Genomic DNA, 12,054 nt, shown 5'->3' on the forward strand with positions numbered 1-12,054 from the left:
CCAAAAAATAGCCCTGATACGTGAAACTATCGAGACTGAACGAGTACAGTTGTGTCAGATCAGCGAAAACAACGCATCGATATCGAGACAGGCTTCCAGCCCTTCCGCCAGTTCATCCAGCGCCGCTTCGACGCTCAGGCGGTAATTGCCTATTCCGCCCTCAACACCTAGCGCTGCGAGAAATTGCTGCCGAAAACGATCCGCACCGAAAACACCATGTAAATAAGTGCCCATGATGCGGCCATCGGCAGATATCGCACCGTCATCATGATTTTCGATGCGCGCGAAAGGCCTGAACATATCCGCACCTGTCGTGCGGCCAACATGAATTTCATATCCCTCGAGCGGCGCATCATAGAGCAGCGAAGTCGCCTTCACATTGCGGACGACTTTTTCCGGCTCCATGACCGTCTCGATGTCGAGCAGCCCCAGCCCTTCTGCTTCGCGCACCTGCCCTTCGATACCGTGCGGGTCATGGATGCTGCGCCCCAGCATCTGAAACCCGCCGCAGATACCCAGCACATGTCCGCCCCGCTTCACGTGCTGTACCAGATCGCGATCCCAACCGTTTTCACGGAAAGCCAGCAGATCGGTGATCGTGGATTTCGTTCCCGGCAGTACAACCAGCCCGGCATCGGGCGGAAGAGACGTACCGGGCGGCACCATGACCACCTCCACCGCAGGCTCGGCTTTCAGCGGGTCCAGATCGTCAAAATTGGCGATGCGCGGCAACATCGGCACCGCAACTTTTAGCGCCTTGTCAGCACTGCGCACGGCGCGCTCCAGAACCACCGAATCCTCGGCAGGCAATCTGGAAACCGCCTTTAGCCACGGAACCACACCGAACGAGCGCCAGCCGGTGAAGCGTTCGATTGCTTCCAGCCCGTCATCGAACAGAGAAATATCACCACGAAACTTGTTGATGATGAAACCGCGCACCATGGCGCGGTCTTCGTCCGACAAAATTGTATGGGTTCCGACCAGAGAGGCGATCACCCCGCCCCGATCAATGTCGCCGACCAGCACCACCGGCACATCTGCCTGCGTTGCGAAACCCATATTCGCAATGTCGCCCGCCCGAAGGTTGATTTCCGCGGGCGACCCCGCACCTTCGATCAGCACGAGATCAGCGCCTTCACTGACGATGGAAAAGGACTCCATCACCGACGCCATCAACTGCGGCTTCAATTCCTGATAATAGCGCCCGCGTGCCTCGCCACGCACCTGACCCTGCACCACGATCTGGCTGCCCATATCTGTCTGAGGTTTAAGCAAAACCGGGTTCATATGCACCGAGGATGGCACGCCCGACGCCAGTGCCTGCAACCATTGGGCACGACCGATTTCGCCGCCGTCGTCACTGACAGCAGCGTTGTTCGACATGTTCTGAGGCTTGAACGGGCGGACCTTCAATCCGCGATTGCGCGCCACACGACAGAGCCCAGCGACAAGCACGCTCTTGCCGACATCAGACCCCGTTCCCTGAAACATAATTGCCCGTACCATAGGACCTGCGTAGCCGAAACGGCAAGCCATGGCAATCTGGGTCGCAGCCTATGCTTTACAGCACATCCGAAGCGTTCAACGACACACCTTCTATGCAAAAATGCGCATCAGTTTATTACAAATGTGAGCAAGATTATTCCAATAGAGCGTTGGCAGCCATCCGGTCTTATGCTCTAGTCCACAACAGAGGAGCGGTACTCAACTTTCAAAGCTGAGGGAGGAAACCATGGATGCTGCCGAACAAAACCAGTTCGAGCTGAATGAAGAACAGCTTGCCATTCAGGAAATGGCGCGCGGCTTCGCCAGCGACCGGATTGCACCCCACGCGCTGCAATGGGACCGCGACAAGCATTTCCCGGTTGATGCACTCCGCGAGACCGGATCGCTCGGCATGGGCGGCATTTACGTCCGCGAAGATGTTGGCGGATCAGCGCTGAAACGCATGGATGCAGTGCTTATTTTCGAAGCGCTCGCAGCGGCCTGCCCGTCATTCTCGGCCTTTGTTTCAATCCACAACATGGCTGCGTGGATGATCGACACATTCGGCAACGAAGCGCAACGACAGCAGTTTCTGCCCAAGCTGACAGCGATGGACTGGCTTGCCAGCTACTGCCTGACCGAACCGGGGTCCGGCTCGGACGCCGCCGCCCTTCGCACCCGTGCGACGCGGGACGGCGATCAATATGTCATCAACGGCGCCAAGCAGTTTATTTCCGGCGCCGGAGAGACTGACATCTACGTCACCATGGTGCGTACCGGCGAGGACGGTCCGAAGGGTATTTCCACCCTCATTGTGCCGAAAGATGCACCCGGCCTGTCGTTTGGCGCCAATGAATACAAGATGGGCTGGAACTGTCAGCCGACGCGAACCGTCATTTTCGACAACTGCCGCGTGCCGGTGGAAAATCGGCTTGGCAATGAAGGCACCGGCTTCAAGATCGCCATGGCGGGTCTTGACGGCGGGCGTCTGAATATAGGTGCCTGTTCGCTTGGTGGCGCGCAATCCGCGCTCGACAAGGCGCTGGAATATTGCGGTGAACGCAGAGCCTTCGGACAAACGATCGACCGTTTTCAGGCCCTGCAGTTTCGCCTTGCGGACATGGAGACGGAACTTTCGGCAGCGCGCCTGCTGCTTTATGCCGCCGCCAGCAAGCTCGACCGCAAAACCCACGATGCTGGCAAATGGTCGGCGATGGCCAAGCGGTTTGTGACCGACACGGGCTTCAATGTCGCCAATGAAGCGCTGCAGCTTTTTGGCGGTTATGGTTACCTTCACGATTATGGGATCGAAAAGCTGGTTCGCGACCTGCGCGTGCACCAGATTCTGGAAGGCACCAACGAAATCATGCGCGTGATCATTGCAAGGCATATGATCGGGCGCTGAACAGCACTTATACGGAGGAGTTTATCATGGCCACTATCGCATTCATCGGCCTCGGCAATATGGGCGGCCCGATGGCGGCAAATCTGGTCAAGGCCGGACATACGGTGCGCGGCTTCGATCTGTTGCCGCAGCATCTTGAAGAAGCCCGCGCCAATGGATTGCAGATCGCCGCGAGCGCGGTGGAAGCCGTGGCCGACGTAGACGCAGTTATAACCATGCTGCCCGCAGGCAAGCATGTTCTCGCCGTTTATGAGGAAATCGCGCCTACGGCCCGTAAAGACTCGCTTTTCATTGATTGCTCCACGATTGACGTCGATTCAGCACGCAAGGCGCATGCTCTCGCTGCCAGCCACGGTCACCTCTCCATCGATGCGCCGGTTTCGGGCGGCACCGGCGGTGCAGCCGCAGGCACACTCACTTTCATGGCGGGCGGCAGCGACAAGGCCTTCGAGCGTGGCGAACCGATCCTCAAGCCAATGGCTGGCAAGATTGTGCATTGCGGCGGCGATGGAGCCGGACAGGCCGCCAAGATCTGCAACAATATGATTCTCGGCATTTCGATGATCGGCGTCAGCGAGGCCTTCGTGCTGGCCGAAAAGCTCGGCCTTTCGCATCAGGCGCTTTTCGACGTGGCCTCAACCTCGTCGGGCCAATGCTGGTCGCTCACCACTTATTGCCCTGTCCCGGGGCCGGTGCCGACCTCCCCCGCCAATCGCGACTACAAACCGGGCTTTGCCGCAGCACTCATGTTGAAAGACCTCAAGCTATCGCAGGAAGCGGCGAAAAGTGCGGGCGCGGAAACGCCGCTTGGTGCCCATGCCGAAGCGATTTACGCGCTTTTCGACGGTGAAGGTCATGGTGGCGAAGATTTCTCCGGCATCATCAATCATTTGCGGGCAAAATCCGACGCCAAGTAAAAAAACATCACATCCGTGAAAAACTTGCCCAAAAAAGGCAATGTTTAGATTTGCTTAATCGTCTGCTAACCGTACGGTAACGATGTTCGGATAAAAAGGAGCTCGAGACAGGCTGAGCCTCTCTCGATGCTCCGGATCTGGTATTGCGTACCGGAGCTTTATGTATCTCTCACCAGCGTTTAGTCCGGTGAGATTGCCATGCGTAGTTGGCAAAACCGTGCGCCGAAAGGCAGCGCGGTTTTTGCCGTAAACGAAAATTTTATCAAATATTGTCCTCATATTTCGATTGATTGGCGCTACCCGGATTGAAATCCGAACATAATCCTGTGACATGTAGCAGCCTGTTTGCGCCCATCCGGGCATTTCGTTCAGCATCGGGACTTCAAGCTTGACCGCATTAAGACAAACCGCGTCTACCGCAGACAAAGAAATATTGGGACTGCCTTGGGCCGTTCTTTTTATAGTGTGCTATTTCGTGCTTCAGGCCGTTCTGGTGACTTATATCTCCAACGGTGCCGGGCTCGATGACGCGGAACAGCTCGCCAATATAGGCTATCTCGACTGGGGTTATGGCGGTTCGCAGCCACCACTCTATACCTGGACGACCAATCTTGCCGCCTCCGTGCTGGGCACGTCGATGCTGACGCTTCAAATCGTGAAGTTCGGCATGCTGGCAAGCCTGTTCCTCAGCGTCTTTGGCGCGATGCGGCTTTTAGGGTTTTCGCGCGCCGTGGCCTCGGCCAGCATGCTCGGCCTGTTTCTCATTCCGCAAATCGGCTGGGAATCGCAGCGCGCCTTGACCCATTCGGTGGCTGGCACGGCGGGTTGCGGATGGACCTTCCTTGCCTTTGCCTGGCATATGCGCAAGCGCAGCGTTATTTCGGCTGCCCTTCTTGGCGTTGCCATGACCGCTGCACTTCTGGGCAAGTTCAACGCGTCGTTCTTCCTCATCATGGTGATCATAACTGGGCTTTCAGTGCCCGAATATCGAACTGTGCTGCTGTCGAAACTTTCGGCTGTCACCCTGCTTGCCTTCGCGATCTGTGTCGGCCCGACGGCAACATGGATGTTCGCGCACAAATCGAGCGTCATCGCCCGTTCCGGCAAGTTGCAGATGGGCGCATCGGGCAATCCGATCTTCGACCGGCTGAACGGCATTGAAAGCTTCGTGGAAGCGGCCTTCCTGTTCTCTGTGCTCGCCCTGGCAATCGCGGCTATCATCGCGCTGATCCATTACAAAAAGCGCACAAAGCCAACCACGCCCTACACGCCCGGCGAGACATTCATGCGTCGCCTCGTGCTTGTCGGCTTGCTCGTGGTTTTCGTCGGCGTCGTTGCTACCGGCGCCAATGACGTCAAGGACCGCTGGCTTCAGCCAGTGCTGTTTCTGTTGCCGGCTGTGCTGGCATTTCGTCTGGAGCGCTTCCGTATCGGCAAGCGCCCAGTCATCGAATATGCAGCAATGGGCGCGCTGGTTGCGCTGCTGGTTCCGCCGGTCCTGTCCTATTATCTGGTCTACGGCTCCAGCATGCCGCCCTACGGTCAGCTGGATTATCGTCAGCTTTATACGGAAATCAGCAGCCACGGACATTTCAGGACCATCGTGGCCGATAATGCGCAGATACCGGGCAATTTCCGGCTCTTCGATCCGTCGCTGAAAGTTGTCCACCCGGAAACGCCCGATGGGGCCAAGCAAATCACAGCGCCAATTCTGGTCATGTGGTTTGGCGACGCTACGCCCAACGCCCACATTGCGAATCTTCTGGCGAATGCCGATATCGCGCTGCCGACGACGGGCATCTTCACGACGAGCATCGCTTATAAAACACGCCCGGATATGCAGATGCAGGTGGGTTATTTTCTGGTCAACGCGCAATAATGCGCGTCGCGAAAAAGGCCCGGGAGCATATCCCGGGCCTTTTGCTTAAAACCTTATTCAACCGTTTCCTGAACGGCATTTGCAGTCCCTTTTACATCGCGTCCGACGCCGCGAACCGTATTGGCGCAAGAAGCCAGTGTGAAGGCACAGAGAACAATAGCAACCGGGACAAGGCGGGTCAGTTTCATAGCGGTCTCTCCGAATAAGGATGTCGTTACAGCCCAAACCAATGGGCACACATGCTTGTATCGTGCCAGCATTCCATCGGCCCACCCCGGACCCCGCCTCTGTCAGCTGGCGATGAAGCCGTTTCATCCGGCTGTCATAGAGGAAATCTAGCGCAACATTTCGGCCTGACAAGAGACGGGATTACTTAGACCCACAAGTTCTTGTGAGATGTATCAGCAAGAACGAAAAGTCTCGAAGCGGCCCGTCCGACGATAAGCTTCGAACACATTGCGCAAGTTCTCCGCCACTGCATGGATATGTGGTCCGGCTTCCGGCTTTATGATCATGCCAAGCTGATAGCGCCCCAGTTCCGGCAGGCCATGTTCCGAACCCAGCGCGACAATGCCTTCGCCAAGCAAGGTCTTCGCGAAAGGCGCGATGGCGAGATCGGCCATGATGGCGGCGCGCTGCCCGGTAGAATGCGAACTCATATAAGCGATGCGATAGGGACGCCCCGAGCTTTCAAGCGCTTCCAGAGCATTGCCGCGCCAGGCGCAGCCCTCTTCCCAGATGGAAAGCGGCAGCGGATCGCGACGATAAGCCGTTCCACATTTCGCCCCGGCCCAGACGAGTTCCTCATCGAGCAGAACTTCCGTGTCCCCCTTGCCGGGCACCGTATGCGACATGTTCACCAGCGTTACATCGAGACGCCGTTCATCCAGGCGCTTGCGCAGATTGCTGCTCTGATCGATCACCACATCGACGGTCACACCGGGATGGGTTTCGGCAAAACGCTTCAAGACGAGCGGCAAAACACATTCGCCGATATCGTCGGGCGAGCCCAGCCGCACCACGCCGGTGACAGTCGGCGCGACAAATTTCGAAACCGCTTCACGGTTGAGCGCCAGAAGGCGACGCGCAAAACCGAGCAGAACTTCGCCATCGCTGGTGAGTGTCACCGAACGGGCATCGCGGTCAAACACGGCGACGCCGATCTGCTCTTCAAGTTTCTTGATCTGCATCGATACGGCCGATGGCGTGCGAAACACCGCATTGGCTGCGGATGAAAAACTGCCGGTGTCCGCAATCGCCACAAAGGTGCGAAGGACATCGATATCGAGCATTGGCAAAGGATGCTGGACGGGCGCTGTCATGACGGAACTCCGGTGATGATAAATCAAATTTTCTGATCTTAAGACTTTTTATATTTCGTTTGATTGAACGTCAAGCACAGCGCACATTAAGCACATCGAAAACACCCATCCCGCTGCAGCAGGCATTCAAACCAATCCATTCTCGCCCCGAGGAGACCGAAAATGACCGCACAATGCCAAACTATGGGCCAAGCCCTAAGCCAGACAGCAGCCCGCGACCGTCGTTCAGCGACGTCGGAATCGCCTTCGATCTTTACATGGCTGCGTCAGGCCCACTCTGAAATAAGAAGCCAGATCGAACAGTGGATGCTCGACCGCAAAATTGCACGCACGCGCCTCTCGATCCAGAATTTGCCGGAACATATTCGGCAGGACATCGGCTGGCCCGCAATCGATGACCGCCTTCCGATGACCCGACCGAGCCAACCCACGCGTGCCAACACGCTCCACAACGGTTGATTTGCGACAAACATCTCTTTTCCAATGAGGGCGAGCCTGTCTCGCCCTCATTTTCACGACATGAAAATACCTTCTCGCGGCAGGCATTTAGCCGCACTTTGCAACCTAACCGTTCTGTGTCTCAATAAAGCACTGTCCCGTTTGCGTCATTGCTCTCCCCTAGTGTTTGCGGGCAATGATGCCGGGATCGCCGGTCTGATAGCGACCGGCAAAAAGCGGGGCAAAAACAGGCCCCGCAGTCGTGACGGAGACGGAAGCATCGCCGCGTCGGGAACCGCAGCGCGTGCTTCATAAAGTGGGAACGGTCCGGTTATGAACCAGGCTTCATCGGTTAAGCGGTCTATTGTCTTTTTTCTGGTGCCGAACTTCTCGATGATCGCGTTTGCGACCGCCATCGAGCCGTTACGCATCGCCAATCGCATGCTCGGTTACGAAGCCTATCGCTGGCGTCTGACGTCGGCGGATGGCCAGCCAGTAACGGCATCGAACGGCGTGGTTTGCGCCGCCAATGCCTCGCTGGAAGACGAACGACGCTATCTGCAACGCGAGCAGCGCCCGTCCATGGTGTTCGTCTGTTCCGGCGTCTATGTCGAGGAATTCCGCAACAAGTCGGTCTTCGCCTGGCTGCGCGAAGAATATAACCGCGGCGTCGCGGTCGGCGGCCTGTGCACCGGCGCGCATATCCTTGCGGCAGCCGGCCTCCTTTCCGGCAAGCGTTGCGCCATTCATTGGGAAAACCTGCCGGGCTTTGCCGAGGCGTTTCCGAAGGCGGAAGTCTATGCCGACCTGTTCGAGTTCGACAGCAATATCTACACCTGCGCAGGCGGAACAGCCTCGCTCGACATGATGCTGAAGCTCATCGGCGATGATTTCGACGCCAATCTGGTCAACAAAATCTGCGAGCAGGCGCTGACCGACCGCGTCCGCAGCCCGCAAGACCGGCAGCGTCTGCCGCTGCGCGCGCGCCTTGGCATCCAGAACTCGAAAGTTCTAACGATCATCGAGATGATGGAGGCCAACCTCTCCGAGCCGCAGGCGCTGATCAATGTCGCCCATACCATCGGCCTGTCGCGCCGTCAGGTCGAGCGTCTGTTCCGGCAGGAAATGGGGCGCTCTCCCGCCCGCTATTATCTGGAAATCCGCCTCGACCGAGCACGGCACCTGCTTTTGCAATCGTCCATGCCGGTGGTGGAAGTGGCGGTGGCCTGTGGCTTCGTTTCCGCGTCGCATTTTTCCAAATGCTATCGCGAACTCTATGGACGCTCGCCGCAGCAGGAACGCGCAGATCGCAAAATGCTCATCGCAGCATAGGCTGGATCATTGCGACAGATCGAATGCCCGCTGGATGAAGCAGTCCGATCCTCGTGTAAAAGACTAAGAAAATCAGTATCGTAAAGCGTCTTTCGGAATCAGTTTCGCAAGATCGGGTGACGCTCGTACCGGCATGTCGCTTGCAGAACAGGCTTGTTGCGAATAACCCCGGCTTTGCCCGGTGGCAGACGCAGTCGTGTCAGGCAGCGAATATGTCGTATAAAGGCAAATATCCTGCCCCGTCAGCGATTATGGTTCTGTCAAATACCAACCAGGGTCACATAAAATGGCAGAGTTTCCTAAGAAGGCGAAGGTCGTAATCGTCGGGCTCGGCGGCATCGTCGGGGCATCCGTCGTGCACCACCTGATCGAACGGGGCTGGGACGACATCGTCGGCATCGACAAGTCGGGCATTCCGACCGATATCGGCTCGACAGCCCACGCGTCGGATTTCTGCTATGCAACCAGCCACGATTTCCTCTCCTGCTGGACCACGCTTTATTCCATCGATTTCTACGAGAAGATGGGGCACTACGCCCGCGTCGGCGGAATTGAAGTTGCGCGTGTGGGCGACGATGGCCGCATGGATGAAATCAAGCGCAAGGTCGCATCGGGCAAGGCGTTTGGCACCCGCGCCCGCCTGATGGAACCGGCAGAGATCAAGGAAAAATTTCCGCTGATCGAAGAAAGCATGGTTCAGGGCGGCCTGTGGGACCCGGATGCCGGTCTGGTCATCCCACGTTCGCAGACGGTTGCTGGCAAACTGATCGATCAGGCGGAAGCCGCTGGCAAGTTGAAGAGCTTTGCCAATACACCCGCCCAGTCGCTGCTGGTCGAAAACGGTCGCATCAAGGGTGTTGTCACCCATCGCGGCACGATTGAAGCCGATTATGTGGTGATCTGCGCTGGCCTCTGGGGACGTTTGATTGCCGAAATGGTCGGTGAAGATCTGCCTGTCATGCCGATTGACCATCCGCTGACATTCTTTGGTCCTTATAATGAATTCGAAGGCACCGGCAAGGAAATCGGCTGGCCGTTGATGCGCGATCAGGGCAATTCGGCCTATATGCGCGACACCGGCGATCCGAAGACCGCCGAAGGTGGCCAGATCGAATGGGGCTATTACGAAGAGACCAATCCGCGCCTCTGCCACCCGCGTGATCTTCTGGAAAAGCACGAAGCGCGCCTTTCGCCATCGCAGCGCGACCTCGATATGGAACAGGTTCTGGAACCGCTCGAACGCGCCATCGAGTTGACCCCGATCCTCGGCGAGCTTGGCTATAATGAAAGCCATTCCTTCAACGGTTTCCTGCAAGTCACCACCGATGGCGGCCCATCCATGGGTGAAAGCCAGAAGGTGCGCGGCCTCTGGTATGCGGTGGCCATCTGGGTCAAGGACGGCCCCGGCATGGGCAAGCTTATTGCCGACTGGATGACCGATGGCCGCACATCCATCGACCATCACGCCATCGACTATTCCCGTTTCTATCCGCACCAGATGACCGAACAGTTCATCTGGGATCGCTGCACCGAAACGGCAATGAAGGTTTATAACCCGGCGGTGCATCCCCGTGAGCCTTTCTCCAAGGGCCGCAATATCCGCCGTTCACCCTTCTATGAACGCGAAGTGGAGCTTGGCGGCTATTTCATGGAACTCGGCGGCTGGGAGCGTGCGCATGGCTATGCCGCCAATGAACACCTGCTGGAAAAATACGGCAACCGCGTACCCGTGCGTGAAAATGAATGGGACAACCGCCATTTCTGGCGCGTTTCCAATGCCGAGCATCTCGAACTGACCGAAAATTGCGGCATCATCAATCTTTCACATTTCGCGATTGTTGACATTGAAGGCCCGGACCATGTCGAGCTGATGGAATGGCTTTGTGCGGCCAAGATCGGCGGCGACGCCAATATCGGCAAGGGCATCTATACGCATTTCCTCGACGATGAAGGCATGGTGCGCGCCGATTTCACGGCAATACGCATGGCGGACCGCATCCGCATGATCAACGGTGCCGATGCTGGCCCCCGCGATTTCCATTACATGCGCCGCGTGGCCGAGGATAAGGGCTTTGACGTCACCATCACCGATGTGACGGAGAAATATGTCACCATCGGCATCTGGGGCCCGAATGCCCGCGAAAATCTCAAGAAAGTCGTTGAGAATCCTGACGGTCTCAATGCCGAAAACTTCCCGTTTGCGGCGATCAAGCCGATCAGGATTGCGGGCAAGGACGTGACCGCCTTCCGCATTTCCTATGTTGGTGAACAGGGCTGGGAATTGCATATGCGCTATGAAGATGGCCTCGCCGTCTGGGATGCGCTGCGCTCCACCGGCACGATTGCCGTGGGTGTCGAAACCTATGCCAATACCCGCCGCATGGAGAAAAGCCTGCGCCTTCAGAACGCCGACCTGCTGACCGAGTATAATCTCCTTGAAGCAGATCTGGCGCGCCCGAAGGTCAAGGAGGCCGATTTCCGGGGCAAGGCCAAACATGTCGAATATCGCGCCCGGGAACATCAGCCCGCTATGCTCTGCACGCTGGTCATGACCGACAATATCGATTCGAAGGGCGTCGCCCGTTTCCCGGTCGGCATCATGCCGGTCATGGAGCCGGAAACCGGCGAAACGCTGGTCGATGAACTGGGCCGCCGCTCGTTCACCTCGTCGGTCGCTTTCGGCCCGACCATCGGCAAGAATATCGCGCTTGCTTATCTGCCATGGAGCCATTGTCAGGAAGGCCGCAAGCTGACCGTCGAATATTTCGGCGAAACCTATCCGGTCGAGGTAGCGTCTGTTGGCTATAAGCCGCTTTACGACCCGGAAAACCTCAAGCCGCGCAGTTGAGCCAGCGGTGAGGCCAACAAAAAGCCGGGCACAACGCCCGGCTTTTTCAATTCAATAATGCGGCAGACTTATTTCAGCGTCGCCTTGCCGCCGGTGATGGTGATCGTCTCATCACCGGTCAGCGCTTCGCGGTCGCCGTTCGGAAAAGTGACGAAGCAGCCTGCGGCGCAGAAATCGACAGTGTCGCCCGGCGCCACAACCATCTCGCGCTTTGAAGCACCTTCGGTGACCACGATTGTCTGCGCGGCGCTGTCCTTGTTGGAAATCTTGGCGGCGTAAGAACCGCCCATGGAAGCGGCAAGCATGACGACTGCGCCAAGACCGATCGTAGCAAACTTGTTGATCTGAATTACGTTCATATCGTTTCGGTGTTTCCACCGCTCCCGCTTCTACAACCCTGATGGAAGCAAGCCTTGCTTCCATCCTCG

Annotated in this window: 10 protein-coding genes; 6 read left to right on the forward strand and 4 right to left on the reverse strand. The window is 57.3% G+C overall.

Annotated features, from left to right (window positions below; all coding sequences use genetic code 11):
• Window positions 1–54 precede the first annotated feature (54 nt).
• A complete protein-coding gene (locus ABWW11_RS08335) occupies window positions 55–1,506 on the reverse strand; it encodes a cobyric acid synthase (protein ID WP_121536348.1) in 1,452 nt (483 codons plus the stop codon).
• Window positions 1,507–1,732: 226 nt separating this feature from the next.
• On the opposite strand from ABWW11_RS08335, the gene ABWW11_RS08340 reads away from it, so the two are divergent.
• The 3 genes from ABWW11_RS08340 (at window position 1,733) to ABWW11_RS08350 (ending at window position 5,686) form a co-directional block, all read left to right on the forward strand.
• Complete coding sequence (locus tag ABWW11_RS08340; protein WP_109369296.1) at window positions 1,733–2,890, forward strand: isobutyryl-CoA dehydrogenase; 1,158 nt, start codon at window positions 1,733–1,735, stop codon at window positions 2,888–2,890.
• Between the two features lie 26 nt (window positions 2,891–2,916).
• Window positions 2,917–3,807, forward strand: coding sequence for a 3-hydroxyisobutyrate dehydrogenase (gene mmsB / locus ABWW11_RS08345; RefSeq protein WP_109369297.1), 891 nt, complete (start codon window positions 2,917–2,919; stop codon window positions 3,805–3,807).
• 493 nt (window positions 3,808–4,300) lie between these two features.
• Window positions 4,301–5,686 carry an ArnT family glycosyltransferase gene (locus tag ABWW11_RS08350; RefSeq protein ID WP_235858884.1) on the forward strand — a complete coding sequence of 462 codons (1,386 nt, stop codon included), beginning with the start codon at window positions 4,301–4,303 and terminating at the stop codon, window positions 5,684–5,686.
• Between the two features lie 53 nt (window positions 5,687–5,739).
• Here the strand turns inward: ABWW11_RS08350 and ABWW11_RS08355 are convergent, their stop codons facing one another.
• Both ABWW11_RS08355 and ABWW11_RS08360 read right to left on the reverse strand, forming a co-directional pair.
• Window positions 5,740–5,874 carry an entericidin A/B family lipoprotein gene (locus ABWW11_RS08355; RefSeq protein WP_010659830.1) on the reverse strand — a complete coding sequence of 45 codons (135 nt, stop codon included), beginning with the start codon at window positions 5,872–5,874 and terminating at the stop codon, window positions 5,740–5,742.
• A 213-nt stretch (window positions 5,875–6,087) separates the two neighbouring features.
• On the reverse strand, window positions 6,088–7,008 hold the full coding sequence (locus ABWW11_RS08360) for a LysR family transcriptional regulator (protein WP_109369299.1): 921 nt from the start codon (window positions 7,006–7,008) through the stop codon (window positions 6,088–6,090).
• Window positions 7,009–7,170: 162 nt separating this feature from the next.
• Between ABWW11_RS08360 and ABWW11_RS08365 the strand changes: the two genes are divergently transcribed.
• From ABWW11_RS08365 to ABWW11_RS08375, 3 genes are all read left to right on the forward strand, one after another.
• Window positions 7,171–7,467, forward strand: coding sequence for a DUF1127 domain-containing protein (locus ABWW11_RS08365; protein ID WP_124916210.1), 297 nt, complete (start codon window positions 7,171–7,173; stop codon window positions 7,465–7,467).
• A gap of 312 nt (window positions 7,468–7,779) precedes the next feature.
• Window positions 7,780–8,778: a GlxA family transcriptional regulator gene (locus tag ABWW11_RS08370; RefSeq protein ID WP_109369301.1), complete on the forward strand. Its 999-nt coding sequence runs from the start codon at window positions 7,780–7,782 to the stop codon at window positions 8,776–8,778.
• Window positions 8,779–9,064: 286 nt separating this feature from the next.
• Entirely contained in the window at window positions 9,065–11,626 is a 2,562-nt protein-coding gene (locus ABWW11_RS08375; protein WP_319080322.1) for a GcvT family protein, read from the forward strand.
• Between the two features lie 68 nt (window positions 11,627–11,694).
• Here ABWW11_RS08375 and ABWW11_RS08380 read toward each other — a convergent pair whose 3' ends face one another.
• Window positions 11,695–11,985, reverse strand: coding sequence for a hypothetical protein (locus ABWW11_RS08380; RefSeq protein ID WP_109369303.1), 291 nt, complete (start codon window positions 11,983–11,985; stop codon window positions 11,695–11,697).
• Window positions 11,986–12,054 lie beyond the last annotated feature (69 nt).

It is taken from the genome of Brucella sp. NBRC 113783, assembly GCF_040372265.1.
GTDB classification, from domain to species: Bacteria; Pseudomonadota; Alphaproteobacteria; order Rhizobiales; family Rhizobiaceae; genus Brucella; species Brucella teleogrylli.

Coding starts and splice junctions, on each gene's coding strand:
- mmsB (WP_109369297.1), top strand. CDS start 2,917: ATGGCCACTATCGCATTCATCGGCCTCGGCAATATGGGCGGCCCGATG.
- ABWW11_RS08375 (WP_319080322.1), top strand. CDS start 9,065: ATGGCAGAGTTTCCTAAGAAGGCGAAGGTCGTAATCGTCGGGCTCGGC.
- ABWW11_RS08340 (WP_109369296.1), top strand. CDS start 1,733: ATGGATGCTGCCGAACAAAACCAGTTCGAGCTGAATGAAGAACAGCTT.
- ABWW11_RS08360 (WP_109369299.1), bottom strand. CDS start 7,008: ATGACAGCGCCCGTCCAGCATCCTTTGCCAATGCTCGATATCGATGTC.
- ABWW11_RS08355 (WP_010659830.1), bottom strand. CDS start 5,874: ATGAAACTGACCCGCCTTGTCCCGGTTGCTATTGTTCTCTGTGCCTTC.
- ABWW11_RS08335 (WP_121536348.1), bottom strand. CDS start 1,506: ATGGTACGGGCAATTATGTTTCAGGGAACGGGGTCTGATGTCGGCAAG.
- ABWW11_RS08380 (WP_109369303.1), bottom strand. CDS start 11,985: ATGAACGTAATTCAGATCAACAAGTTTGCTACGATCGGTCTTGGCGCA.
- ABWW11_RS08365 (WP_124916210.1), top strand. CDS start 7,171: ATGACCGCACAATGCCAAACTATGGGCCAAGCCCTAAGCCAGACAGCA.
- ABWW11_RS08370 (WP_109369301.1), top strand. CDS start 7,780: ATGAACCAGGCTTCATCGGTTAAGCGGTCTATTGTCTTTTTTCTGGTG.